We start from the raw sequence: 23693 nt of genomic DNA, 5'->3' as shown, positions 1-23693 counted from the left end.
ACAGTTAACGATGAGGGTTAGGGTACTACAGTTTAAAACCGGTAGCCACAATGTAGACTTCTCGTGAACGGGCACGGGACGAGTCTGGTTTTCGAATCTTGACGACAGAGAAAAGTCTACGTATTTCATTGAGATAGGCATCGAACCCTTCCCCCTGGAACACCTTGACTACAAAACTGCCATTACTGCTCAGGACCTGATTGCACATGTCCAGCGCCAGTTCCACCAGGTACATGGCACGGGCCTGATCCACCTGCTGGGTACCGCTCATGTTGGGCGCCATGTCGGACATGACGACGTCCACCTTGTCGGGGCCGACTCGCTCCAGCAAGGCGCCGAGTACAGTTTCCTCCCGAAAGTCCCCTTGCAGGAAATCGACACCGGCAATGGAATCCATCGGCAAAATATCGCACGCAATGACGCGCCCCTTGTCACCAACCTGGTCGATGGCAAATTGGGACCAGCCACCGGGAGCAGCCCCCAGGTCCACTACCGTCATCCCCGGCTTGAGCAGCCGGTCTTTGCCCTGGATCTCATCGATCTTGAAAACGGCGCGAGAGCGCAGTCCCAACTTCTGGGCTTTCTTGACGTATTGGTCGTCGAAATGTTCTTTTAACCAGCGGGTTGAACTGGGGGAACGTTTTTTCTGGGTCATGATTGTCGACTTTAAAAAACCACAAGGGTTATTAGTATTAAGGGCTAAGTGGGGGTAGAATACGCCCCTTTCAACCCTGACTTATGAAGAAATTGCCATGATTCTCAACAATAAACAGAAACAGTATCTCAAGGGCCTGGCCCACAGTCTGAAGCCGGTCGTCCTGCTGGGACAACACGGTCTGACCGAAGGGGTGCTGGCCGAGATCGATCTGGCCCTGAACCACCACGAGCTGATCAAGGTTAAGGTTGCGTCTGAAGATCGTGAGATGAAACAGCTGGTGATGGATGCCATCGTTCGCGAGACCGGCGCCATCAAGGTACAGAGCATGGGCCATGTACTGACCATCTACCGTCAGGCCAAAGAGCCCAAGATCCAGTTGCCGCGCAAGTAACAGGAAAGAGCATTCGCTCTTTCCTTCATTTCCCTTCTTCCCAAGTCGCTTGCCAAAATAGTTGTCAGGCCCTTAACCTGCGATGAATAGTCGCGGACACCCACTATGGACAAGCATCAGCTCCTCACCGATGAAGAACTGGCCATGCTGCGGGACCTGGGAAACGATGAAGACATTGCCACCAGCCAATACCTGCGCGGCACCCTGCCCCTTCCTCTCCAAAGCCTGTTGCAGCGAGCCAAGCCTCTGACACTCGAAGCCCGCATCGCCGGCTACCAATTGCGTTTCCCGCTCCACTGCACCCAGGCAGAGGAGGGCCACGCCGAGCTGCGTATCGCCGCGCCGACCATTACCGAGCTGGGTTCGCCCCATCTGCGCGCCTGGCGACTCGACGAAAAGGCCGTGCTCTGCACCGAAGACGCGGAGTACGAGGTATACAGCCTCTCTCTTGGCGGTCTCATCGTGGCCGGCTTGCCGGACTCCTCTGCCAAGGGAGATCCACTTGGCGGATACCTTCGCATCGAGGGTCTCCCTCCCCTGGCCATGGCAGGCACCCTCGTCAGGCACGTGGATGCCAATCAACATCACCATGACTGGGCCGTCCAGTTCCGACTGGGCAAGGAGGATCAGGAACAATTGCGGGACTGGCTCTTCCAGCGCCACCAGGACGCCTTCGTCCAGGCCTATCAGGGTGACTAAAGACAACAGGGGAGCCCGGCTCCCCTGTCTCTTTCCCCGACGTTCAATCAGAGATAGGCAACTTCCAGGATCTCGTACTCCACATCGCCACCCGGCGTCTTGACGATGGCAACGTCATCCACTTCCTTGCCGATCAGGGCGCGGGCAATGGGGGAGTTCACGGAGATCATGTTCTGCTTGATGTCCGCCTCGTCGTCTCCCACGATGCGGTAGACCACTTCCTCTTCCGTTTCACTTTTGAGCAGGGTCACGGTTGCACCGAAGATGACGCGGCCATTGTTGGCAATCTTGGTGACATCGATAATCTGGGCATTGGAGAGCTTGCCTTCGATTTCCTGAATGCGGCCTTCACAGAAACCCTGCTGCTCGCGGGCGGCATGGTATTCGGCATTTTCTTTCAGATCGCCATGTTCACGGGCATCAGCAATCGCTTCGATAATCTGGGGACGCAGCTCGGTCTTGAGATAATCGAGCTCTTGACGCAGCTTTTCAGCGCCGCGAACAGTCATCGGAGTATGATTCATAGTCGAAACCTGGGTTGCTTTATAAAGAGAAGCTGCGGCAATCAAAAGAGAGCCGCAGCTGTCGGTTCGGATGGGGCATCTTAATATGAAGCCGCCACAAAATCCATGTCAGCCCCTGCGAGCGGGATCCCGCTTTGGGCCAGCATTACTTGGATTCCGAGACGCCAAGCGGAGCCGACACCGTCGGTTTGCCCTGCATGATGGCGATCTCGACACGTCGGTTCATGCGCCGATTCTCCGGGCTGTTGTTGGGCACCAGCGGCTGAGAATCCGCCATCCCTTGCACCACCAGACGATTGCCGTCAAAACCGGGCACCTTGATCATCTGGTGGGCAACCGCTACCGCCCGCTGGGATGAAAGCTCCCAGTTGGACTGGAACAACTCGTCCTCGGTGGCCACATTGTCGGTGTGGCCGGAGACGGTGATCTCCCCCGGCACATCCTTGAGCAGCGCAGCCACCTTGCGGATCACCGGCCAGAACTGGGGTTGCAGGAAGGCGGATCCCGCCGGGAACGCCGCTTTCTCGCGAATGCGAATGATGATCTGCTGACCCAGCGCCTCTATCTCGATGGCCCCATCCTGGATCTGGGCCTGCATCTGCTCCGCCAGTGCCTTGGCCAGGGTGTTGGACTGTTCCTGCGCCTTCTGGGCTTCCTGGGCGGTATCGCCGCCGCTCTGCTGACCTTCGGTCTTGTCATGTCCACCCGCCTTGTCCGCATCCCCAGGCTGGAAATCCAGCTCGGTCTGGGTCATGTCGATGGTCTGCTGCATGATGGTGTCAATAGGCGTCGGCTCGGGGCGACCAGGACGAAACTCCTGGGCGATGACGGAGGTTCCCTTGGGGATATCCTTGACCTCCAGGATGTTCTGCACCCCGAACGCCTTTTCCATGGAACCGGCGATCTGCTTGAACTTCTGCACATCCATCTCGGCAAAGGAGAGCAAGAGCACGAAGAAGCACATCAGCAGAGACATGAGATCCGCGAAGGTTCCCATGTAACCGGGCAATCCGGGAGGCGGGCACTTGCACTTTGCCATCTGTGCGCTCCTATTCGGTCCCGTTGTTGCGTTTGGACTGATTCAGGTAGTTCTGCAACATGGCCTGGATCACCCTCGGGTTCTGTCCATCCTGGATCCCCATGATGGCGTCGAGGATCAGGGTGCGGCTCAACTGTTCCTCGCCGCTACGCAGTTCCAGCTTGTCCGCGATGGGGATGGCAATCATGTTGGCCTCGATGGCGCCATACAGGGTCGTCAGCAAGGCCACCGCCATGGCCGGACCGATGGATTTGGGATCGCTCATGTTGGCCAGCATGGCCACCAACCCCACCAGGGTACCGATCATGCCCATGGCCGGACCGAGATCCCCCAGGGAGCGGAACACCTTGATGGCCGTGGCGTGACGCTCGGACGTCAGTTCGATGTCCTTCTCCATCACCGCACGCACTACGTCGGCATCATGACCGTCCACCAGCATGTCGATGCCCTTCTTCATGAAGGTATTGGGGATCTCCGCCGCCTCCAGGGCCAGAAAGCCCCCCTTGCGGGCCGCATCCGCCAGTTCCACCGCCTTGGTGATGAGATCGTCGAGCTTGTCCCCCTTGTACATGAAGGCCTTGCCCGCGACCTTGAAGGCCATCAGAAACTGGCCTAGGTTGAATTTCATCATGCAGATGAACACGGACCCCAGTATGGTGATGTAGACCGATGGCATGTCCACATACATGCTCATGGGGCCGCCCAGCAACATGCCGTACACCACGACCCCGAACCCCAGCACTAAGCCTATCAGACTCCCTAAATCCACATCCCTACTCCTGTCGCCGAACGTGCCGTCTCATTATATTGCGTTGAATTTTCTGCTATTGCGTCCCCGGCAGCAAGCCCGGTACACCGCAATCGCCGATCGGCAATGCGTGGTTGCATGCCCGTTCTTATCGGCCATGGTCAGGATAGTTTGAGGACGCCGCGTTTTTCTGCCTCCCCCCTGTGGCCGGTCGATGTTAAGATGAGCCGTTTTTTTCAATCCCCGAGGATGGACATGGCCAGTAAAAAAATCGACCGTCTGAGTTTTGATGCCACCCTGGAAGAGCTGGAAACCATAGTGCATCAACTCGAACAGGGCTCGCTCCCCCTCGAGGAGGCACTCAAACAATTCGAACAGGGCATCCATCTGGTGCGTGCTGGCCAGCAGAAGCTGGAACAGGCCGAACAGAAGATCCAGATCCTCCTGACCCAGGCCGATGGCAGCGAACAAGCGGTCCCTTTTCGAGCAGAACAAGGAGAGGAGTGAGTGACCCTGGACGATTTCTCCCGCCTGCATCGGCGCCGCATCGACGACTGCCTCTCGGCACAGCTTGACACCCTGCCCGCCATGGCGCCACGCCTGCGGGACGCGATGAAATATGGCCTGCTGCTCGGCGGAAAGCGGGTGCGCCCCTTCCTGGTCTATGCCGTCGGCGAGATGCTGGGCGTCAAGAGCGAACTGCTGGATGGCCCCGCCGCCGCCGTGGAGTGCATTCACGCATACTCCCTCCTGCACGACGACCTGCCCGCCATGGACGACGACGACCTGCGTCGTGGTCAGCCCACCGTACACAAGGCCTTCGATGAAGGCACAGCCATCCTGGCGGGCGATGCCCTGCAGACCCTGGCGTTTTCCATTCTGGCCGACCACCCCATGCCCGATACATTGATGGCCAACCGGGTGCGGATGCTGAGTGCCCTGGCCCGCGCATCCGGCTATCTCGGCATGTGCGGCGGTCAGGCACTGGATCTGGACGCCGAAGGGCGCAGGATCAGCCTCGCCGAGCTGGAGCAGGTGCACCGCCACAAGACCGGGGCCCTCATTGAGTGCGCCGTGACCCTCGGCGCCCTGTGCAAGGCTGACGTGGAACCCGCCACCCTCATCGCCCTGCAAACCTATGCCGCCGCCATCGGACTCGCCTTCCAGGTGCAGGACGACATCCTCGACATCACGGGCGATACTGCCACCCTGGGCAAGCCGCAAGGCTCGGATCTGGCGCTGGAAAAGAGTACCTATCCGGCCCTGCTCGGACTCGACAATGCCCGTGAGCTGGCTCGCGAACTGCATGACAAGGCCTTAACAGCCCTGCAATCCTTGCCCTACAATACCGACATTCTGGAAGCGTTTGCCGATTACATCATCGAGCGAACCCACTAAACGCTGGATAACAGTAACAATATGAGCGTTGATATTAGCGATTTCCCCAACCTGGCCCTCGCGGACACGCCGGTCGATTTGCGATCCCTCCCCTTCGAGCGGCTGCCCGTGGTGTGCAACGAGCTGCGCGAGTATCTGCTGCGCTCGGTGAGCCGCTCCAGCGGCCACTTCGCCTCCGGCCTTGGCACCGTCGAGCTGACGGTCGCCCTGCACTATGTCTACAACACCCCCTTCGATCGGCTGGTGTGGGACGTGGGCCACCAGGCCTATCCCCACAAGATCCTGACCGGAAGACGGGAGCGCATTCACACCATTCGCCAGAAAGATGGCCTGCACCCCTTCCCCTGGCGGGAAGAGAGCGAGTACGACGTGCTCAGCGTGGGCCACTCCAGCACCTCCATCGGGGCGGCGCTCGGCATGGCGGTGGCGGCCGAGAGCGAAGGGCTTGGCCGCAAGGTGGTCGCGGTCATCGGTGATGGCGCCATCACCGCCGGCATGGCCTTCGAGGCCCTCAATCACGCCGGCGACGTCCACAAGGACATGCTAGTGGTGCTCAACGACAACGAGATGTCCATCTCCGAGAACGTGGGAGCCCTGAACAATCACCTCGCCAGGCTGATGTCCGGCAAGCTCTACACCACGATTCGCGAGGGGGGCAAGAAGGTGCTGGCGGGTCTGCCGCCGGTCAAGGAGCTCGCCAAGCGGGCCGAGGAGCACCTCAAGGGCATGGTGGTGCCCGGCACCCTGTTCGAGGAGTTCGGCTTCAACTACATCGGCCCCATCGACGGTCACGACATCCATGCCCTGGTCGAAACCCTGCGCAACATGCGCAATCTCAAGGGTCCCCAGCTGCTGCACGTCAAGACCAAGAAGGGCAAGGGCTACGAGCCGGCGGAAAAAGATCCCATCGGCTATCACGCCGTCCCCAAATTCAACCCGGATGACTGTGCCCTGCCCAAGAGTGCCGGTGGCAAACCCACCTTCTCCGCCATCTTCGGTCAGTGGCTGTGCGATATCGCCGCCAAGGACGAGCGCGTGGTCGGCATCACTCCCGCCATGCGCGAAGGCTCCGGTCTGGTGAAATTCAGCCAGCAATATCCGGATCGCTACTTCGATGTGGCCATCGCCGAGCAACATGCGGTCACCTTCGCCGCCGGTCTCGCCATCGCCGACCAGAAACCCGTGGTCGCCATCTATTCGAGCTTCCTGCAGCGGGCCTATGACCAGCTGATCCACGACGTGGCGCTGCAGAACCTGCCGGTGCTCTTCGCCATCGACCGGGCCGGTCTGGTGGGGGCCGACGGCCCGACCCATCAGGGGGCGTTCGACATCAGCTTCCTGCGCACCGTGCCCAACATGGTGGTGATGACCCCGTCCGACGAGAACGAGTGCCGCCAGATGCTCTACACCGGCTATCTGTGCAACGGGCCAGTGGCGGTGCGCTACCCCCGTGGCAGCGGCACCGGTATCCAGGCCGAGAGCGAGATGCAGGCCCTGCCCCTCGGCAAGGGACGCGTCGTTCGCGAGGGCAAGGGGACCGCCATCCTGGCGTTCGGCACCCTGCTGCAACAGGCCAGAACGGCCGCCGAGGCGCTGGATGCCACCCTGGTGGACATGCGCTTCGTCAAACCCATGGACGAGGCGCTGGTGCTCTCCCTGGCCGCCTCCCACGATCAGTTCGTCACCCTCGAGGACAACGCCGTCATGGGCGGTGCAGGCTCTGCGGTGAACGAGCTGCTGATGGGCAGCAAGCAGTGCAAACCCGTGCTCAACCTCGGCCTGCCGGACCGCTTCATCGAGCAGGGCACCCAGGATGAGATCTACGCCCTGCTGGGACTGGACAGCGTGGGCATTCAGACCCGCATCGAGAGCTGGCTGCAGGCCTGACAAGGGTTATCGCAAGCAATAAAAAAGGGCGCCTTATGGCGCCCTTTTTTTTTGTTATTCACTGTGCCAGACCAAACCTGCTCACACACTGTCGCGAGAAGGCCGTCAACAAGGTTACAAGCCGCTCAGGAACCGAGACATACGTGAGCACTCCTTGGTTCCACATAAGCGAGCAGCACATGAACCTTGATCACGGCCTCGCAGCCAGTTCGTGGAGAGGTTTATCAGCCCTTGTAGATCTTCGGGTTGAACACATCCCGCAGCCAGTCACCCAGCAGGTTGATCACCAGCACCAACACCACCAGGCAGAGGCCCGGGAAGGCGGTGATCCACCAGGATCCGGAGAAGATGTAGTTGAAGCCCACGCTGATGAGCGACCCCAGGGACGGTTGATCAACCGGCATCCCCAGACCCAGGAAGGAGAGGGCCGCCTCGCTCATGATGGCGTTCGCCACCTGCACGGTGGAGATGACCAGGATGGGCGACAGACAGTTCGGCAGAATGTGGCGGAACATGATGCGCGGGGCGCGGAACCCCATCACCTGAGCCGCTTCCACATACTCCTTCTTCTTCTCCGCCAGCACGGAGGCGCGCACCGTCCGGGCATACTGGGGCCACTCGGCGATACCGATGATCACCACCAGCATCAGGATGGCGAACTTCGAGTAGAACTCGGAGCCAAAGGTCGCCTGGAAGATGGCGGAGATGATGATGGCCACCATCATGGTGGAGAACGACAGCTGCACGTCGGCAAAGCGCATCAGCAGGTTGTCGATACGACCGCCAAAGTAGCCGGCCATCAGACCGATGACGATACCGAGCACCAGCTGCAGCCCCACCGCGAACAGACCAATGGTCAGCGAGATGCGGGCACCATAGAGGATGGTGCTCCAGATGTCGCGTCCCTGGTTGTCGGTCCCGAGCCAGAAGCGGGCCTCGCCCCCTTCCAGCCAGGAGGGGGGCAGCTCCGCATCCATCAGATCGAAGCTGGTCTGGTCATAGACGTTGTGCGGTGCGATCCAGGGTGCCAGCAGGGCCGCCAGCACGAAGACCACAAACACCGCAAAGCTGAACATGGCTACCTTGTCCCGCAGGAAGTAGTAGACGATGTCGGAATTTTTGAAGCGTGCCCAACGGCTTGGGCTTGCAGTTACAGCATTAGTCATCTGTTACCCCTTGGCGGTCAGGTTGACGGTCGGGTTGATCAACCCGTAGAGCAGGTCGACCAGGGTATTGGTCACCACGAAGATCAGGCCCACGAAGATGACGTAGGCGGTGATCAGCGGCGTATCGACCCGGTGGATCGCCTCAAGGAAGAGGAAGCCGGTCCCCGGCCACTGGAACACGCTCTCGGTCAAGATGGTGTAGGCCACCATGGTCCCGATCTGCACACCGCCCACCGTGATGACCGGCAGCATGGTGTTCTTCAGGGCGTGCTGGTAGTAGACCTTGTTGTTGTCCAGCCCCTTGGCACGGGCAAACTTGACGTACTCGGAGGAGAGCTGCTCCAGCATCTCCGAGCGCACCAGCCGGATGAACAGCGGCAGCATGATGGACGAGAGGGAGACCGCAGGCAGCACCAGGTGCAGGATACCGTCCCAGGTAAAGAATCCCGACTCCCAGCCCAGCAGGTTGTAAGTCTCGCCACGGCCATAGGCCGGCAGCCAGCCCAGCTGGATGGAGAAGAGGTACATCAGCATGATGGCGGTCAGGAAGACCGGGATCGAGATGCCGATGCTGCTCACCGCCATGATGACCTTGGTGAGGATGCTGCGCGGTCTTATCGCCGAATAAACCCCCAGCGGAATGGAGACCACGACGATGATGAGCGCGGCGGCAAACACCAGCTCAAGGGTAGCCACCAGCTTGTCGAGGATAACCTCGAGGGCTGGTCGCTTGAAGAAATAGGAAGTGCCCAGATCCCCGTGTACCGCGTTCTTCAAGAAGCGGCTGTATTTCACGAGGAAGGGATCATTGAGTCCCATCTTGTCGCGCAGCTCCTGGCGCACGGACTCGGAGACGGATTGTCCCACCAGCTCGCGCAGCGGATCCCCCAGGTTGTCCTGGATGGAGAAGGCGACCAGGCTGATGACGAACATCACTATCACGGCCTGATAGAACCGTTTCAGCAGGAATGTAAACATGCTTGTCCTTCTACGTGGCCTGTGTCTTGGCACAGGCTTCTGTTAATGGCGGGGCAACCATGGGTGCCCCGCCGGGTCCTTCCTTAAGCGCTTCGCTTACTTGTTGACCACCAGGTCACCCAGGTAAGGGAAGTTCATCACGTTGACCACCGGCTTGATGTCGACGTTCTTCTTGGCACCATAGGCCAGATCTTCCCAGTGCAGCGGCACATAGGCGGCGTCGTCGATCAGCATGGCTTCCACCTTCTGCAGGATGGCGGCACGCTTGGCAGGATCGGTCTCGGTGTTGGCTTCCATCACCATCTTGTCAGCTTCCGCGTTGGCATAACCACCGCAGTTGTACTGACCCATGCCGGTCTTGGCATCCTTGGTGAAGGTCAGGAACTCGAAGAAGTTCGCACTGTCTTCGGTGTCGGAGTGCCAGCCGATCAGCTGCATGTCAGCGGCGCACTTGTCAAACTCCGGCCAGTACTGGGCCACCGGCATGGTCTTCAGATCCACCTTGATGTTGATCTTGGACAGCATGGCGGAGACGGCCTGGGCAATCTTGACGTCGTTGACGTAGCGGGCAGCCGGGGAGATGAAGCTCATCTTGAAGCCCTTCTCGTAACCGGCTTCCTTCATCAGCTCCTTGGCCTTGGCCAGATCATACTGGGGCTTGAGCGCCTCGTTGTAGCCTGCGTAGCCTTTCGGGCTCAGCTGGCCGGCCGGGGTACCGAAGCCCTTGTTGATCTTGTCGACGATGCCCACCTGGTTGATGGCGTAGTTGATCGCCTGACGCACGCGCTTGTCTTTCAGCGCCGGGTTGGTGTTCTGGTTCAGCTCGATGATGATGGCACGGGTACCGGACAGGGTGACCAGCTGGGAATCCTTGCCGTTCTTCACGCGCTCCAGATCGTTCGGGGCAACCGGGTAGATCATGTCCACGTCGCCGCCCAGCAGGGCTGCAACACGGGTGGCGTCTTCCTTGATCGGTACCACGGTCAGGTTTTCGACGTTGCCCTTGGAGGCCTTGTCCCAGTAGTTGGCGTTGCGCACGTATTCCAGCTTCACGCCCTGCTCGCGGAACTTGACGCTGAACGGACCGGTACCGGAGACATTGGTAGAGGCGAAGGAGTCACCGTTCTTCACGATCTCGGCCTTATCCTTGCCCGCCTCTGTCTTGCCGCTATAGAACTTGGAGTCCATCGGGAAGATGTAGGTGACGGTCTGCAGCACCAGCGGGAACGGCTTGGCGGTGACGAGATCCACGGTGAAATCATCCACCTTCTTGGCTTCGGCGATGGGGTCGAAGATCGCCTTGAAGTCCGGGGAGGCCTTCAGACGGTTGACGGTCCATACCACGTCATCGGCGGTGAAGTCGTTGCCGGAGTGGAACTTCACACCCTTGCGCAGGTGGAAACGGACGGTCTTGTCGTCGATGCGCTCATACTTCTCGGCCAGACGCGGCTCGAACTGCAGATCCTGGGTGTAACGCATCAGGGGGTCGAACACCAGGTGAGACATCTCCAGGGTCTGACCGGAGAGCTGCTCCTGCGGGTCCAGCGAGGTGGCGTCGGACGCGACGGCGACCTTGATGTCGGCAGCAGAAACGTTGAACGCGAGACCAGCGGCGAACAGCGCCATGGCGATCTTGGATAATCCTTTCTTCATGTCTTTCTCCATGCTTTTGGCTTTTTATTGACAGACAAACCGGCGAACCGGTGCTTTCCTAGCTTGCGATTTCCAGCCCCTCGCGGGACATTCCCTTGAATTCCGGCATGAGGGAGATCAGCTTGCGGCTGTACTCATGCTCGGCATTGGTGAACAGTTTCTCGGTCTCGGCCACTTCCACCAGATGACCGTGCTGCATCACACCGATGCGGTCGCACATCTGGCGGATGACCGGCAGATCGTGACTGATGAACAGCATGGTGAGCCCAAGCTCCTGTTGCAAGTCTTTGAGCAGGTTGAGGATCTGGGCCTGCACCGAGACATCCAGCGCCGAGGTTGGCTCGTCGCAGATGAGGAAGCGCGGGCGGGTCGCCAGGGCGCGGGCAATGGAGATGCGCTGGCGCTGACCACCGGAGAACTCATGGGGATACTTGACCCCGGCGCCGCGGCCCAAGCCCACGTGATCCAGCAGGTCCCCGACGATCTGCTCTATCTGCCGCTCGCTCTCGGCGAGGCGGTGGAAGCGGATCGGCTCGGCGATGATGTCACGCACCTTCATGCGCGGGTTCATCGAAGAGTACGGGTTCTGGAACACCATCTGCATCTGGCGGCGCAGGGGGCGACGCTCGTGCTCCCCTTTCAGGGCGGTGAGATCGACCCCCTCGAAGACAATCTTGCCGGTATCGGGCGGATAGAGCCCGGTGATGGCACGGGCGATGGTGGATTTGCCGGAGCCCGACTCCCCCACCAGACCGAAGGTCTCACCCTCGAAGATCTCGAAGCTGATGTTGTTGCAGGCGCGCACGTACTGGCGGCGGCTCGGGAAGATGGAATCCTTGGTGACGAACTTCAGATCCACGTTCTCCACCCGCAGCAGCGCGCCTTCATAGGTGCGCTCGTCCTGACTCTGGCCGAGCCAGTGGGTCTTGAGATCGATGCTGGTATCCGCCGCACCGGCATCCTCGATATAGGAGACCAGGGGGAAGCGCACCAGCTTCACATCCGAGCGTGGCACCGCCGAGATGAGGCTGCGGGTATATGGGTGATTGGGGCGGCCCAGCACCTGTTCCGTGGTGCCGAACTCCACCAGATCGCCGCGGTACATCACCGCCACCTTGTCGGTGACGTTGGAGACCACCCCCATGTCATGGGTCACCAGCATGCAGCCTACCTGACGCTCTTTGCAGAGGTTGCGGATGAGCTGGAGGATCTGATCCTGGATGGAGACGTCCAGCGCCGTGGTCGGCTCATCGGCGATGATGAGCTCGGGATCCCCGGAGAGGGCGATGGCGATCACCACCCGCTGGCGCATGCCACCGGAGAACTGGTGAGGATACTGCTTGATGCGCACATCCGGGTTCGGGATCCCCACCGCCCCCATCAGCTCGAGGGCCTTGGCAAAGGCCGCCTCGCGGGACAGGTCGGTGTTGGCGAGGATGGTCTCCACCAGCTGCTGCTCCACGGTGAACAGCGGGTTGAGGGAGGTCATGGGATCCTGGAAGATGAAACCGATGCGCGAGCCGCGAATGGCCCGCATCTCGTTCTGGCTCTTGCCGGAGATGAGCTCGCCGTTGAGGTAGATATCGCCACGGGCGATGCGACCGGGCGGGCTCAACAGATCGATGACGGCGTTGCCGATAGTGGATTTGCCAGCGCCGGACTCACCGACGACGCCGACGATCTCGCCCTTTTCAACAGAAAAAGAGAGATCCTTGACCGCGGCAAGCACCCCGTAGCGGGAGGGGTACTCGATCCGCAAGTTTTTTACTTCAAGCAAGGACATGGTTACCTCTGCGGGGGACATCCGTCCCAAATAATTCGTCCGTAAATCAGCCGCAGATGCTGGTTGTGCCTTGGTACTGCTCGAGAGCCGTTGTTGTGTAATTAACGCTCAATCCATGAGGCAGCCAAACCAGCGATCCGGGCGGGTTTTTTGCATTTTTTTGGAATAACCCGCGAGTAAGTTAGTCGGTTTGCCCGCGGGTGTAAATGATCCAGTTATACAATTTCGCAATACTTTGCCCAGAGAATGCCGACACCCTGGGGTTAAAATGTCGATAAAAGTCACATTACCAGAGATTACGCTGGCATTGCGAGACCATCAACCAATTATGTTTCAACAAAATAGCAACAAACCATCTTATTCACTATCAGCATTATGCTGACCAGCCTCGAATGAGTAGTGAATATTTATGTGAAATGATTTTTTGACGGCAGCATATCCGGAGTAAGGAAAAATAGGCAGAGCTAAATAGGGACAATGCAGAAGGATCAACCTGGGCCACAGGCCCGCCGGCACGGCAAGCCGGGAGGGATTGCATACAAAAAAACGCAGGCCCCTCAGGGCCTGCGTGTGCGGTATATCCGACCTCTTTGCAAGAGGAGAGGAGTGAAAAAACAACGAGACGGGCGTTCGGGAGCCGCCTCCCCTCACCAGTGGGCAAGCAGTTGCATGCAGGCCAGGGCAAACAAGCCGGCGATGAGATCGTCCAGCATGATGCCAAGCCCGCCGTGAATGCGGCGATCGAACCAGGAGATGGGCCAGGGCTTGAGCACGTCGAACAGGCGAAACAGCACGAAACCCGCCAGCACCCACTCCCAGCCGGCCGGGGCCGCAATCATGGTGACCCCGAATCCGATCACCTCGTCCCAGACGATGGCCCCGTGATCCGGCATCCCAATGGCGTCGGTGGCGCTCTGGCAGATGCGGATGCCCGCCACGAAACCCACCACCAGCAGGGCGATGAACCAGGAGGTCGGCAGCCCGCTCACCAACAGATAGAGCGGGATGGCTGCCAGGGTCCCCATGGTGCCCGGCGCCTTGGGGGAGAGGCCGGAGCCAAACCCAACCGCCAGGAAGTGGAGCGGGTTTTTAAGGCTCAGCCGCGTCAGTTCGGGCTTTATCTTGAAAGACATCATGCGAAGTGATCCCAGCCCTTGAGGTGCAGTTCGACGGGTTGTTCGTCCTGCAGGTAGTCGATGCCAGGCTCCCCGGCCAGGATGCGACCGATGCGGGTGAACTTCACGCCACAATTGGCCAGCGCCGTGTCCAGGGCGCCGTGGTGCTCCTGGGGCACGGTGAAGCAGAGCTCGTAGTCGTCGCCCCCGGCCAGGGCCAGCTGCCAGGCATCCATGGCCGGCACCGCATCCTGCAACACGGGGGAGAGGGGCAGCAGATTGAGATCGATCTGGGCCCGCACGCCGGACGCCTTGAGGATGTGGCCGAGATCCGAGGCCAGGCCGTCGGAGAGATCCAGGGCGCTGCTGGCCAGCCCGCGCAGGGCCTGACCGGCCAGGATGCGGGGATGGGGATGGTCGAGGCGCGGCAGCACGGCCGCCAGCTGGTTCTCGTTGAGGGTGCGCTTGCCCAGCAGGTGGGAGAGCGCCAGGGCGGCATCTCCCAGGGTACCGGTCACGTAGACCCCGTCACCGGCCTTGGCGCCGCTGCGCATCAGGGCGCGACCTGCCGGGACCGATCCTTTCACCGAGACGGTGATGGAGAGGGGCCCGCGGGTCATGTCCCCCCCCACCAGCGCCACGTTGTAGTACTCGGCGAGCTCGAGGAACCCTTCGGCGAAACCGGCGACCCAGCTCTCGTTGATGGCGGGCAGGGTCAGGGCCAGGGAGACCCAGCGCGGCTCGGCACCCATGGCGGCCAGATCGGAGAGATTGACCGCCAGCGCCTTGTAGCCCAGATCCACCGGATCCATGTCGGGGAAGAAGTGCACGCCGCTCACCAAGGTGTCCGTGCTCACCGCCAACTGGGCGTCGGGGGGCAGGGTCAGCAGGGCACAGTCATCTCCAGGGCCCATCACCACGTCCTTGCGGGCGTGGGGGACCTTGAAGTACTTCTCAATCAGCTCAAATTCACCCATACAGTAAAAAGCCAGCAATAAGCTGGCTCCTCTCTTAATTGCTGACGGACAGCAGGATCAACGCTTGGGCAGCGTCTTGATCACCTTGTCCAGGACGCCGTTGACAAACTTGTGGCTGTCATCGGCGGCGAAAGCTTTGGCCAGCTCGATCGCTTCGTTGATCACCACGCGCGGCGGCACATCTTCACGACGGGTCAGCTCGTAGGTCGCCAGACGCAGGATCGCCTTGTCCACCATGTCCACTTCTTCCAGCGGACGGGAGAGGAAAGGCGCGAACACCTTGTCCAGCTCGTTGCAGTGGACCGCTACCCCGAACAGCAGATCGCGGAAATAGTTCAGGTCCACACCCTTGGTGTCCTGATCGATCTTGAACTGCTCTTCGATGTCGCCCACGTTGGCCTGGGTCATCTGCCACTGGTAGATGGCCTGGGTGGCGCAATGGCGGGCCTTACGGCGCTCGGACGGTTTCAATGCATTTCTCCTCGTTACACGTCCAGTTGTTTCAGGACGTTGATCATTTCGAGCGCGCTCAGTGCAGCCTCTGCACCCTTGTTACCCGCCTTGGTACCGGCGCGTTCGATGGCTTGTTCAATGTTTTCGGTGGTCAGCACGCCGAAGGCAACCGGAATGTCGTATTCCATCATCACCTGGGCCAGACCCTTGCCGTTCTCGCTCGCTACCAGTTCGAAGTGGTAGGTACCGCCGCGGATGACGGTGCCGAGTGCGACGATGGCGTCGTATTGACCGCTCTTGGCCAGCTTCTTGGCCGCCAGGGGAATTTCGACGGCCCCCGGTACGCGCACCAGGGTCAGATTGTTCTCCTGGACCTGACCTTGACGCTTCAGCACGTCCAGCGCGCCGTTCACCAGGCTGTCATTGATGAAGCTGTTGAAACGGGCAACGACAATAGCAACACGCGCCTCGGGAGCGGCGATATTTCCTTCGATAATCTTCATTGGAAATCCTGTCTCTGTGCAATCAATTAGGGGCCGGGCTCAAAAGTGCACGCATTCTAGCACAACAGAGCCGCGACAAAAAACCATGGCCGCAACGGGCGGCCATGGTGATGAATTCAACCGTACGCAGCGCTTACTCGCCGACGTACTCCACCACTTCCAGACCAAAGCCACCGAGGGCATGGTACTTCTTGGGAGAGCTCAACAGGCGCATCTTGCCGACCCCCAGCGCCTTGAGGATCTGGGAACCGACCCCGACCCGGCGCGAGGTGCCCTGCCACTTGGCCCCTTCCGGCGCCAGCCCCTTGTCGGCGGCTTCAAAACCCTTGACCCTGGCCAGCAGCTCGGCGCCATGGGCTTCCGCCCCCAGGATCACCAGCACCCCGCCCTCGTCGGCGATGCGGGCCATGGATTTGGGCAGCGGCCAGCTGCGGGCGCTGTGGCGGTCGGTGAGCAGCAGATCGCTCAGTACGTCGTGCAGGTGCACCCGTACCAGGGTCGGCTGGTCGGCCTTCACGTCCCCTTTCTTCAGGGCGAAGTGCACCTGGTTGTCGATGGTGTCGCGGAAGGTGACGAGGTCGAACTCGCCGTATTCGGTGGGCAACTTGCACTCGGCCACCTTCTCTACCGTGGTCTCGTGCTGGTTGCGGTATTCGATAAGGTCGGCAATGGTGCCGAGCTTGATGCCGTGTTGCTCGGCGAAGATCTCGAGATCCGGGCGCCGGGCCATGGTGCCGTCTTCGTTGAGGATCTCGACGATGACGGAGGCTGGCTCGAAGCCGGCCAGCCGGGCCAGATCGCAGCCCGCTTCGGTGTGGCCGGCGCGGGTCAGCACGCCGCCATCCTGCGCCATCAGCGGGAAGATGTGGCCGGGCTGCACCAGATCGGCGGCCTTGGCATGGGGCGCCACCGCAGCCTGCACGGTGACGGCGCGGTCGGCGGCGGAGATGCCGGTGGTCACTCCTTCCGCCGCCTCGATGGAGACGGTGAAGGCGGTGGAGAACTGGGCATTGTTGCGATCGACCATCAGCGGCAGCGCCAGCTGCTTGCAGCGATCCCGGGTCAGGGTCAGGCAGATGAGGCCACGACCGTAGCGCGCCATGAAGTTGATGTCTTCCGGGCGGACACAGGAGGCGGCCATGATCAGGTCCCCTTCGTTCTCCCTGTCTTCGTCATCCATCAGGATCACCATCTTGCCAGCCTTGATATCGGCAATGATTTCCTGGGTCGTGCTCAGCGCCATGGGCTACTCCATCAACATGCTTGGGGATTGAGCCAGTCGGCTCGACTTGATACTGCGTATTGTGCTCTAGATGGGGGCACGCGGCCCCGTTTCAATCCGCGCGGGATCACAGAACCGCGTTTTCCCGTCAAAACGGCTCACAAGAATCCGGACTGGGCCAGCTTTTCCAGGGTCAGGGTAGAGGCACTGCTCTGCTCGCGCTTGCCCGTCATCAGCCGCTCCAGATAGCGGGCTATCTGGTCCACCTCGAGGTTGACCCGGTAGCCGGGTTTCCAGCGGGCGATGGTGGTCTCCTGGGCGGTGTGGGGCACGATGGTCAGCCGGAACAGATCCCCCTGAACCGCATTGACGGTGAGGCTGATGCCATCCACCGCAATGGAGCCCTTCTCGGCGATGTAGCGCGAGAGCTCCCCCGGCGCCTTGATCCAGTATTCGATGGCGCGGCCGCTGGACGATTTGCTCTTCACCTCGCCGATGCCGTCCACGTGGCCAGAGACCAGGTGGCCGCCGAGGCGGGAAGTGGGCATCAACGCCTTCTCGAGGTTGACCGGATCCCCCACCTTGGCGGCAGAAAAACCGGTGCGGGAGAGGGTTTCCAGGGAGACGTCGGCGGTGTAGCTGTGATCCCCAAGCGCCACCACGGTGAGACAGACGCCGTTGGTGGCGATGGAGTCGCCCAGCTTGACGTCACTGAAGTCCAGGGTCGGCGCGTGCACGGTGAGGGCTATGTCCTCCCCCTGGCGACGCAGCTCGGCCAGGGTTCCCACCGCTTCGATAATTCCGGTAAACATGCAGATCACCTTGCTGATGACGGGGGCGATGGATGCCCCCGTGAACATTGAAAAATCAGGCTATTTTCGCAGTGATGCGAATATCCTGGCCAAGCATGCGCACATCCTTGAGGCTGAGTTTGGGGGCCTGGAACAGCCGGGTCAGCCCCGGCAGATGGAACAGGCCGCGCCCCTCATCCCCCATCAGTTTGGGCGCCTGATAGAGCACCAGCTCGTCCACCAGCCCCTTCTCCAGCAGGGCGCCGCACAGCCGCGGCCCCGCCTCCACCAGTACCGAGTTGACGTTCTGTTTGGCCAGCAGCATGAAGAGGCTGACCAGATCCAGCTTGCCATCCAGCAGCGGCACCTCCAGCTGCTGCACCCAGGCGGGCCACTCACCGGATGCCTTATGGCGGGCCAGCAGTACCGGGCTCTCGCTCTGGAACAGGGGCAGATCCGGGGTGAGCCGGTTTTGCGAATCCACGATGACCCGCAGTGGCTGGCGCAGGGTCTCTTTGGGATAGACCGCCTTGACCGAGGGGGGCAGCTCATCCCAGCGCACGGTGAGGGAGGCGCCATCCGCCAGCACGGTTTCGGCGCTGGAGAGCACCGCATCGTGACGGGCCCGCAGCCGCTGCACGTCCCGGCGCGCCTCCGGGGAGGTGATCCACTGGCTCTCGCCACTCGCCATGGCGGTGCGACCATCCAGGCTCGCCCCCAGCTTGACCGTCACCAGCGGAAACGCGGTGCGCATCCGCTTGAAGAAACCGGGATTGAGGGCCTCGGCTTCCGCGGCCAGCAGGCCGAAATCGGTCTTGATCCCCGCCTCGGAGAGCATCCGCAGGCCACGCCCGCCCACCTGGGGATTGGGATCCACCATGGCGGCGACCACCCGGGTCACCCCGGCCTTGATGAGCGCCTCGGCGCAGGGGGGCGTGCGGCCGTGATGGGAGCAGGGCTCCAAGGTCACATAGGCGGTGGCACCGCGGGCCTCTTCCCCTGCCGCGTGCAGAGCATAGACCTCGGCATGGGGCTCACCGGCCCGCTTGTGCCAGCCCTCCCCCACCACCACGCCGGCCTTCACCAGCACGGCGCCGACGCAGGGGTTGGGGGCCGTGGTGTAACGGCCGCGCCGGGCCAGTTCGAGGGCCCGGCTCATCCATTGGTAATCGTCTTGACTAAACATCCGGGCTCCTGTGTCCAGCAACCTGTCCCCCGTGGCTCGGCCATCCGATGGGACAAGAAAATAGGGTGTACGCGCTTGCCGCACGCCTTCTCGGGCAGATCGGCCATGGCATCTGACGCCATGGCGACGGGCACACACATCGCAGGATGCGGCCGCACGCCCTCATACTTTTTCACCAGTGCAACGATGCGCTATCTGGATGTCTCACTGGTGTAACAACTGGCGCTGCCGCAACGGCAGCCCCTCTCTTATTCACATAGGGAGCGACAGGCCGACGTTACTTCTCCAGCTTGGCGATCTCTTCCCCGAATTCGCGAATGTCTTCAAAGCTGCGGTAGACGGAGGCAAAGCGGATGTAGGCCACCTTGTCCAGGCTCTTGAGCTCATCCATCACCAGATTGCCCACCAGCTGGGAGGCGACTTCACGCTCGCCGGTGGCCCGCAGGCGGGACTTGATGTGGTTGACCGCCTTCTCGATGGCCTCCATGCTCACCGGCCGCTTCTCCAGCGCCCGCAGAATGCCGGCACGCAGTTTGTCTTCGTTGAAGGGCTCTCGGGAGCCGTTGGACTTGATGACGCGGGGCATGACCAGTTCGGCCATTTCGAAGGTGGTAAAACGCTCGTGACAGAGCAGGCATTCGCGACGGCGGCGCACCTGATGGCCCTCGGCCACCAGACGGGAATCGATCACCTTGGTATCAACGGCACTACAGAAAGGGCAATGCATCTGACCTCCGGCGTGGATGAAAATGGGCGCGGGCCCCGGGGGCTGGCGCTAGGCCGGCCAGTGTAACACGGCCATCCAGAACCGGTAAAAGCCCATGAAAACAAGGGACAACCAGCCAGACCTTCGGGCAGGACTCAGTCGTCATAGGGCAACGCCTCGGGGTCGCAATCCTGGTAATCGGGGGCAGGATCCGCCGCGAACCGGCGAGCAGCCACATGGCTGTGACCCAGCATCAGCGCCTTGCCCACCCGGTGCATGCCATCCATCACCCGGCCGGCGCTGTCCAGCAGGATGGGATAGGCGAGATCCGCCGCCATCATGAGCTGGCAGTGCGCCACCACGCTGCGCACCGTGGGCGTGGCGTCGCCATGGCCGTACCAGTGGTCGCGGTCAAGCTCGGCAATCTCGCCGAGTGCCACCGCCTGCACCGGCAGGTTGCGGCTCAGCCGGATCAAGCGGCGCACATCCCAGGCCAGCAGCCCCTGTTCGCTGGCGCGAAAGTGGTACTGGGCGCGAACCGTCTGCCGCAGTGACGCCTCCAGCACGTCTTCTTCCATGTCATCGCACATGATCACCTCTGTCTCATCTTGCCAGACGCTGCAGAAAAACAATGCCACCCGAGGGTGGCATTGGTCTTCAACCTGAAGGTCAGGCTGATTATGCGTAGACCGGGAAGCGGCGGCAGATGTCCAGCACCTTCTCGCGCACGGTCGCCAGCACTTCTTCGTTGTCGTGGCTGTCCAGCACGTCGCAGATCCAGTTGGCCAACTGGATGGACTCGGCTTCCTTGAAGCCGCGGCGGGTGATGGCCGGGGTGCCGATACGCACGCCGGAGGTCACGAACGGGGAACGCGGGTCGTTCGGTACGGAGTTCTTGTTGACGGTGATGTTGGCCTTGCCGAGGGCTGCGTCGGCATCTTTGCCGGTCAGCTCGCGACCGATCAGGTCAACCAGCATCAGATGGTTGTCGGTACCGCCGGAGACGATCTTGTAGCCGCGCTCGATAAAGGTCGCCGCCATGGCCTTGGCGTTCTTCACGACCTGGGCCTGGTAGGTCTTGAACTCGGGCTCCAGCGCTTCCTTGAAGGCCACGGCCTTGCCGGCGATGACGTGCATCAGCGGGCCGCCCTGACCACCCGGGAAGACGGCGGAGTTCAGCTTCTTGTACAGATCTTCGTCGTCGGCGGCGGAGAGGATCAGACCACCGCGCGGACCGGCCAGGGTCTTGTGGGTGGTGGAGGTGACCACGTGAGCGTGGGGCACCGGGTTCGGGTAGACGCCGGCGGCAATCAGACCGGCTACGTGGGCCATGTCCACGAACAGGTAAGCACCGATCTTGTCGGCGATCTCGCGCATGCGGGCCCAGTCGACGATGCCGGAGTAGGCGGAGAAGCCGCCGATCATCATCTTCGGCTTGTGCTCAACGGCCAGGCGCTCCATCTCGTCGTAGTCGATCTTGCCGGACTCGTCGATGCCGTAGGGGATGATGTTGTACAGCTTGCCGGAGAAGTTGACGGGGGAGCCGTGGGTCAGGTGACCGCCGTGGGCCAGATTCATGCCGAGCACGGTGTCGCCCGGTTGCAGCAGGGCCATGTAGACGGCGCTGTTGGCCTGGGAGCCGGAGTGCGGCTGCACGTTGGCGTAGGTGGCACCGAACAGCTCTTTGGCGCGCTCGATGGCCAGGGTTTCAACCACATCCACATACTCGCAACCGCCGTAGTAACGCTTGGCCGGGTAGCCTTCGGCGTACTTGTTGGTCAACTGGGAGCCCTGGGCTTCCATGACGCGGGGGCTGGTGTAGTTCTCGGACGCAATCAGCTCGATGTGCTCTTCCTGACGACGGGTCTCGTCTGTGATGGCCTGCCACAGCTCTGGATCATAGCCGGCGATGGTCATGTCACGTTTCAACATCCGTTTATCTCCTGAAAATCGTTTGCGCGATAGGTGAAGTGGGCCCGCGCATTGTAACGTGAGCTGGATCAAAGAGACAGTCCAACCACCCAAAAAATTGTTTATAAAATGTAAAATACGTCGCAAATTTCGAATCCCGCCCCCTGGCTTCGCTCATCCCCCCGGCCTCCCCACACCCGCAATCCGGCTCCAGCCATCGTCCCCGCTTCCCGGGCAAGGCGATGAAAACCAGAGCCAGATCATGGATATAGCATTTACTAACAGATAACATCTTTAGGCCATGGGACATCTGCACGAGCGGGTGTCGCTCCCTGCCATCCCGGAACACAAGGGGAAACGCCATGATGGATCATCTGATGCTGTTCGTGATTGTCGCGGTCTTCGCTCTCTTCTACTGGGTCTACTACACCGCCAGCCGCAAGGGTGCCTGCACCGCCAACTGGGAGACACTTCCCACCCGGGAGCAGTACCTGGCGGCCCATCCCGGCGCCGCCGACGGGGATCTCATTTTCTGCATCCATTGCGGTCATCATCAGCAGCGGGAGGTCGGCCTGGTGCACCAGATGGATTACCGCCGCCAGCACATCTGCCCCCGTTGCAAGCAGGTGCTCTATCGCGTCGAGGAGTAGGTCGGCCTCCTCGTCGCCCACGGCGATCCCGCGATAGCGACCCCCTCTCCTGGCGCTATCCGGCCAAAAGGCCCCATGAGTTTCCTTTATTTTTAAAGTCGTTAGAATCGGGGGCCATCAAGGCTCCCGATTGTCATCCACGGAGGAAAAATGCAGGAATTCATGGCGACCAGCGAACGCCGGGCCGAGCTTTACTGGTGGTTTTCCACCCTGTTTGCTGCCGAACTCAGTGATGCACAGATCGCTGAATACGACACCTATGACGTGCGCAGCTTCTTGAAGAGCCTCTCTACTCTCGACCCCATGCGCGAAGCCGTGGCCGAGCTCAACGATGCCATCGCCCGCCTGCTGGTGCGCCCCGAGCGCCAGACGGCCCTGGCCGCTGACTTCGCCGGCCTGTTCCTGAGCGCTCCCGGGCAGGGTGCCCTGCCCTACGAATCCCTCTACCGGGGCGAAGGCAAGCAGCTGATGCAGGCCCCCATGACCGAGATGCAGGCACGCCTCGATCGCCTCGGCATCAACGTCAGCGACAAATACAATGAGCCTGCCGATCATCTGGCCATCGAGCTGGATCTGATGGGCAGCCTCATCATCCGCGCCGCCGAGTCGACCACCGCCGACCAGCGCGAGGCGTGGCTTGGCGAGCAGGAGTCCCTGCTGCACGGCCACCTGCTGGGCTGGTTCGAGCGCTTCGAGCAGGCCTGCCGGGCCGCCGACACGTTTGGCTTCTACGGTGCCAGTGCCCGCCTGCTGGGGGTGTTCCTCAAGATGGACGCCAACTACCTATCCCTGGTCAAACCGGCACCGTCCGCCGACTGAGCCCGGCATGAAGACAGCCCTGCTTCTTATCGCATGCTGGCTGCTGGCCCTGATCCCGCTGGATCAGGGCGTCACTCCCCTCGTGACGCTGCTGTTCAACCCGGACCGCGCGCTCTACGGTACCGCCCAGCTCACCGGCTTTGCCGGCATCCTGCTGACCCTCTACCTCGCCAATCTCGGGGTGGAAGTGGTGCTGCGTCGCCGCTTCCAGATAGCGGGCATGCTGGCCCTGCTCGCCGCCTGGACAGATTTCATCAACAGCAGCGGCACCGAGAGCCACTGGCTGGTGCTCTACGCCATGGCGTTGCCGTTTCATCTGGTGGGCTGGCTGGTATTCGTTCGCGGGATCCAGGCGTTTGGCCGCCAGAAAGGCTGACATCTCGTTGATTTCACACCCTTCTCACACTTTCTTTCTCTCCTGACACTTCCTGCCATA

At 61.2% G+C, this 23693-nt stretch carries 26 protein-coding genes; 8 read left to right on the top strand and 18 right to left on the bottom strand.

Going from position 1 to position 23693, the window contains the following annotated elements:
* Nucleotides 1-25: 25 nt before the first annotated feature.
* Complete coding sequence (gene rlmE / locus AB5Y53_RS16245; RefSeq protein ID WP_010675375.1) at nt 26-655, bottom strand: 23S rRNA (uridine(2552)-2'-O)-methyltransferase RlmE; 630 nt, start codon at nt 653-655, stop codon at nt 26-28.
* A 97-nt stretch (nt 656-752) separates the two neighbouring features.
* On the opposite strand from rlmE, the gene yhbY reads away from it, so the two are divergent.
* Both yhbY and AB5Y53_RS16235 read left to right on the top strand, forming a co-directional pair.
* Complete coding sequence (gene yhbY / locus AB5Y53_RS16240) at nt 753-1049, top strand: ribosome assembly RNA-binding protein YhbY (RefSeq protein WP_010675376.1); 297 nt, start codon at nt 753-755, stop codon at nt 1047-1049.
* Between the two features lie 105 nt (nt 1050-1154).
* Entirely contained in the window at nt 1155-1748 is a 594-nt protein-coding gene (locus AB5Y53_RS16235) for a PilZ domain-containing protein (protein ID WP_368182563.1), read from the top strand.
* 47 nt (nt 1749-1795) lie between these two features.
* On the opposite strand, the gene greA is transcribed toward AB5Y53_RS16235, so the two are convergent.
* From greA to pomA, 3 genes are all read right to left on the bottom strand, one after another.
* Entirely contained in the window at nt 1796-2272 is a 477-nt protein-coding gene (gene greA, locus AB5Y53_RS16230; RefSeq protein ID WP_010675378.1) for a transcription elongation factor GreA, read from the bottom strand.
* Nucleotides 2273-2417: 145 nt separating this feature from the next.
* Nucleotides 2418-3311 (bottom strand): flagellar motor protein MotB, encoded by an 894-nt coding sequence (locus AB5Y53_RS16225; protein WP_042878323.1) that lies wholly within the window; start codon nt 3309-3311, stop codon nt 2418-2420.
* 10 nt (nt 3312-3321) lie between these two features.
* On the bottom strand, nt 3322-4080 hold the full coding sequence (gene pomA, locus AB5Y53_RS16220; protein WP_029314770.1) for a flagellar motor protein PomA: 759 nt from the start codon (nt 4078-4080) through the stop codon (nt 3322-3324).
* Between the two features lie 234 nt (nt 4081-4314).
* On the opposite strand from pomA, the gene xseB reads away from it, so the two are divergent.
* From xseB to dxs, 3 genes are read left to right on the top strand one after another with little or no spacing between them, the layout of a single operon-like run.
* Nucleotides 4315-4566, top strand: coding sequence for an exodeoxyribonuclease VII small subunit (gene xseB / locus AB5Y53_RS16215; RefSeq protein WP_010675381.1), 252 nt, complete (start codon nt 4315-4317; stop codon nt 4564-4566).
* A complete protein-coding gene (gene ispA, locus AB5Y53_RS16210) occupies nt 4567-5457 on the top strand; it encodes a (2E,6E)-farnesyl diphosphate synthase (protein WP_368182562.1) in 891 nt (296 codons plus the stop codon).
* Nucleotides 5458-5478: 21 nt separating this feature from the next.
* On the top strand, nt 5479-7344 hold the full coding sequence (gene dxs, locus AB5Y53_RS16205) for a 1-deoxy-D-xylulose-5-phosphate synthase (protein WP_368182560.1): 1866 nt from the start codon (nt 5479-5481) through the stop codon (nt 7342-7344).
* A gap of 224 nt (nt 7345-7568) precedes the next feature.
* Here the strand turns inward: dxs and AB5Y53_RS16200 are convergent, their stop codons facing one another.
* The 14 genes from AB5Y53_RS16200 to glyA all read right to left on the bottom strand — a co-directional run bounded on the left by AB5Y53_RS16200 (nt 7569) and on the right by glyA (nt 21809).
* Complete coding sequence (locus AB5Y53_RS16200) at nt 7569-8510, bottom strand: ABC transporter permease (protein WP_029314771.1); 942 nt, start codon at nt 8508-8510, stop codon at nt 7569-7571.
* 3 nt (nt 8511-8513) lie between these two features.
* A complete protein-coding gene (locus AB5Y53_RS16195) occupies nt 8514-9488 on the bottom strand; it encodes an ABC transporter permease (protein WP_039040297.1) in 975 nt (324 codons plus the stop codon).
* 96 nt (nt 9489-9584) lie between these two features.
* Nucleotides 9585-11141, bottom strand: coding sequence for an ABC transporter substrate-binding protein (locus AB5Y53_RS16190; protein ID WP_010675386.1), 1557 nt, complete (start codon nt 11139-11141; stop codon nt 9585-9587).
* Between the two features lie 58 nt (nt 11142-11199).
* The gene (locus tag AB5Y53_RS16185; protein WP_368182558.1) at nt 11200-12924 is read right to left on the bottom strand and encodes a dipeptide ABC transporter ATP-binding protein; all 1725 of its coding nucleotides are present in this window, start codon (nt 12922-12924) and stop codon (nt 11200-11202) included.
* 647 nt (nt 12925-13571) lie between these two features.
* The gene (locus tag AB5Y53_RS16180) at nt 13572-14060 is read right to left on the bottom strand and encodes a phosphatidylglycerophosphatase A (RefSeq protein WP_128313240.1); all 489 of its coding nucleotides are present in this window, start codon (nt 14058-14060) and stop codon (nt 13572-13574) included.
* Nucleotides 14057-15016 carry a thiamine-phosphate kinase gene (thiL, locus tag AB5Y53_RS16175; RefSeq protein WP_368182555.1) on the bottom strand — a complete coding sequence of 320 codons (960 nt, stop codon included), beginning with the start codon at nt 15014-15016 and terminating at the stop codon, nt 14057-14059. The genes AB5Y53_RS16180 and thiL overlap by 4 nt, the downstream gene beginning before the upstream one ends.
* A 57-nt stretch (nt 15017-15073) precedes the next feature.
* Entirely contained in the window at nt 15074-15487 is a 414-nt protein-coding gene (nusB, locus tag AB5Y53_RS16170) for a transcription antitermination factor NusB (RefSeq protein ID WP_010675390.1), read from the bottom strand.
* Between the two features lie 14 nt (nt 15488-15501).
* The gene (gene ribE / locus AB5Y53_RS16165; RefSeq protein ID WP_368182553.1) at nt 15502-15972 is read right to left on the bottom strand and encodes a 6,7-dimethyl-8-ribityllumazine synthase; all 471 of its coding nucleotides are present in this window, start codon (nt 15970-15972) and stop codon (nt 15502-15504) included.
* 133 nt (nt 15973-16105) lie between these two features.
* Nucleotides 16106-17215: a bifunctional 3,4-dihydroxy-2-butanone-4-phosphate synthase/GTP cyclohydrolase II gene (gene ribBA / locus AB5Y53_RS16160; protein WP_039040299.1), complete on the bottom strand. Its 1110-nt coding sequence runs from the start codon at nt 17213-17215 to the stop codon at nt 16106-16108.
* Nucleotides 17216-17352: 137 nt separating this feature from the next.
* Nucleotides 17353-18006: a riboflavin synthase gene (locus tag AB5Y53_RS16155; protein WP_368182552.1), complete on the bottom strand. Its 654-nt coding sequence runs from the start codon at nt 18004-18006 to the stop codon at nt 17353-17355.
* A 55-nt stretch (nt 18007-18061) separates the two neighbouring features.
* The gene (ribD, locus tag AB5Y53_RS16150) at nt 18062-19171 is read right to left on the bottom strand and encodes a bifunctional diaminohydroxyphosphoribosylaminopyrimidine deaminase/5-amino-6-(5-phosphoribosylamino)uracil reductase RibD (protein WP_368182550.1); all 1110 of its coding nucleotides are present in this window, start codon (nt 19169-19171) and stop codon (nt 18062-18064) included.
* Between the two features lie 277 nt (nt 19172-19448).
* Nucleotides 19449-19898 (bottom strand): transcriptional regulator NrdR, encoded by a 450-nt coding sequence (gene nrdR / locus AB5Y53_RS16145; RefSeq protein WP_010675395.1) that lies wholly within the window; start codon nt 19896-19898, stop codon nt 19449-19451.
* Nucleotides 19899-20032: 134 nt separating this feature from the next.
* Nucleotides 20033-20467 carry a hypothetical protein gene (locus AB5Y53_RS16140; RefSeq protein ID WP_052224829.1) on the bottom strand — a complete coding sequence of 145 codons (435 nt, stop codon included), beginning with the start codon at nt 20465-20467 and terminating at the stop codon, nt 20033-20035.
* Between the two features lie 88 nt (nt 20468-20555).
* Nucleotides 20556-21809 carry a serine hydroxymethyltransferase gene (glyA, locus tag AB5Y53_RS16135; RefSeq protein WP_010675397.1) on the bottom strand — a complete coding sequence of 418 codons (1254 nt, stop codon included), beginning with the start codon at nt 21807-21809 and terminating at the stop codon, nt 20556-20558.
* 341 nt (nt 21810-22150) lie between these two features.
* Here glyA and AB5Y53_RS16130 point away from each other — a divergent pair, with 341 nt between their 5' ends.
* The 3 genes from AB5Y53_RS16130 to AB5Y53_RS16120 all read left to right on the top strand — a co-directional run bounded on the left by AB5Y53_RS16130 (nt 22151) and on the right by AB5Y53_RS16120 (nt 23633).
* Nucleotides 22151-22438, top strand: a complete 288-nt coding sequence (locus AB5Y53_RS16130) for a hypothetical protein (RefSeq protein WP_010675399.1) — start codon at nt 22151-22153, stop codon at nt 22436-22438.
* Between the two features lie 150 nt (nt 22439-22588).
* Nucleotides 22589-23257 carry a molecular chaperone TorD gene (gene torD, locus AB5Y53_RS16125; RefSeq protein WP_039040303.1) on the top strand — a complete coding sequence of 223 codons (669 nt, stop codon included), beginning with the start codon at nt 22589-22591 and terminating at the stop codon, nt 23255-23257.
* A 7-nt stretch (nt 23258-23264) separates the two neighbouring features.
* On the top strand, nt 23265-23633 hold the full coding sequence (locus AB5Y53_RS16120) for a hypothetical protein (protein WP_201996374.1): 369 nt from the start codon (nt 23265-23267) through the stop codon (nt 23631-23633).
* Nucleotides 23634-23693 lie beyond the last annotated feature (60 nt).

The sequence above is a fragment of the Aeromonas sp. R7-5 genome, from assembly GCF_040908015.1.
Taxonomy (GTDB): Bacteria; Pseudomonadota; Gammaproteobacteria; order Enterobacterales; family Aeromonadaceae; genus Aeromonas; species Aeromonas caviae.
This window is presented reverse-complemented; position numbering and strand designations above follow the sequence as displayed.

Excerpts from the sequence above, each read along its gene's own strand:
- AB5Y53_RS16155 (WP_368182552.1), bottom strand. The coding sequence starts at position 18,006 with ATGTTTACCGGAATTATCGAAGCGGTGGGAACCCTGGCCGAGCTGCGT.
- nrdR (WP_010675395.1), bottom strand. The coding sequence starts at position 19,898 with ATGCATTGCCCTTTCTGTAGTGCCGTTGATACCAAGGTGATCGATTCC.
- greA (WP_010675378.1), bottom strand. The coding sequence starts at position 2,272 with ATGAATCATACTCCGATGACTGTTCGCGGCGCTGAAAAGCTGCGTCAA.
- AB5Y53_RS16195 (WP_039040297.1), bottom strand. The coding sequence starts at position 9,488 with ATGTTTACATTCCTGCTGAAACGGTTCTATCAGGCCGTGATAGTGATG.
- thiL (WP_368182555.1), bottom strand. The coding sequence starts at position 15,016 with ATGGGTGAATTTGAGCTGATTGAGAAGTACTTCAAGGTCCCCCACGCC.
- AB5Y53_RS16140 (WP_052224829.1), bottom strand. The coding sequence starts at position 20,467 with ATGTGCGATGACATGGAAGAAGACGTGCTGGAGGCGTCACTGCGGCAG.
- dxs (WP_368182560.1), top strand. The coding sequence starts at position 5,479 with ATGAGCGTTGATATTAGCGATTTCCCCAACCTGGCCCTCGCGGACACG.
- rlmE (WP_010675375.1), bottom strand. The coding sequence starts at position 655 with ATGACCCAGAAAAAACGTTCCCCCAGTTCAACCCGCTGGTTAAAAGAA.
- AB5Y53_RS16225 (WP_042878323.1), bottom strand. The coding sequence starts at position 3,311 with ATGGCAAAGTGCAAGTGCCCGCCTCCCGGATTGCCCGGTTACATGGGA.
- AB5Y53_RS16130 (WP_010675399.1), top strand. The coding sequence starts at position 22,151 with ATGATGGATCATCTGATGCTGTTCGTGATTGTCGCGGTCTTCGCTCTC.
- ribD (WP_368182550.1), bottom strand. The coding sequence starts at position 19,171 with ATGTTTAGTCAAGACGATTACCAATGGATGAGCCGGGCCCTCGAACTG.
- yhbY (WP_010675376.1), top strand. The coding sequence starts at position 753 with ATGATTCTCAACAATAAACAGAAACAGTATCTCAAGGGCCTGGCCCAC.
- ribBA (WP_039040299.1), bottom strand. The coding sequence starts at position 17,215 with ATGGCGCTGAGCACGACCCAGGAAATCATTGCCGATATCAAGGCTGGC.
- AB5Y53_RS16120 (WP_201996374.1), top strand. The coding sequence starts at position 23,265 with ATGAAGACAGCCCTGCTTCTTATCGCATGCTGGCTGCTGGCCCTGATC.
- torD (WP_039040303.1), top strand. The coding sequence starts at position 22,589 with ATGCAGGAATTCATGGCGACCAGCGAACGCCGGGCCGAGCTTTACTGG.
- glyA (WP_010675397.1), bottom strand. The coding sequence starts at position 21,809 with ATGTTGAAACGTGACATGACCATCGCCGGCTATGATCCAGAGCTGTGG.
- xseB (WP_010675381.1), top strand. The coding sequence starts at position 4,315 with ATGGCCAGTAAAAAAATCGACCGTCTGAGTTTTGATGCCACCCTGGAA.
- AB5Y53_RS16185 (WP_368182558.1), bottom strand. The coding sequence starts at position 12,924 with ATGTCCTTGCTTGAAGTAAAAAACTTGCGGATCGAGTACCCCTCCCGC.
- AB5Y53_RS16190 (WP_010675386.1), bottom strand. The coding sequence starts at position 11,141 with ATGAAGAAAGGATTATCCAAGATCGCCATGGCGCTGTTCGCCGCTGGT.
- AB5Y53_RS16235 (WP_368182563.1), top strand. The coding sequence starts at position 1,155 with ATGGACAAGCATCAGCTCCTCACCGATGAAGAACTGGCCATGCTGCGG.
- ribE (WP_368182553.1), bottom strand. The coding sequence starts at position 15,972 with ATGAAGATTATCGAAGGAAATATCGCCGCTCCCGAGGCGCGTGTTGCT.
- AB5Y53_RS16200 (WP_029314771.1), bottom strand. The coding sequence starts at position 8,510 with ATGACTAATGCTGTAACTGCAAGCCCAAGCCGTTGGGCACGCTTCAAA.
- AB5Y53_RS16180 (WP_128313240.1), bottom strand. The coding sequence starts at position 14,060 with ATGATGTCTTTCAAGATAAAGCCCGAACTGACGCGGCTGAGCCTTAAA.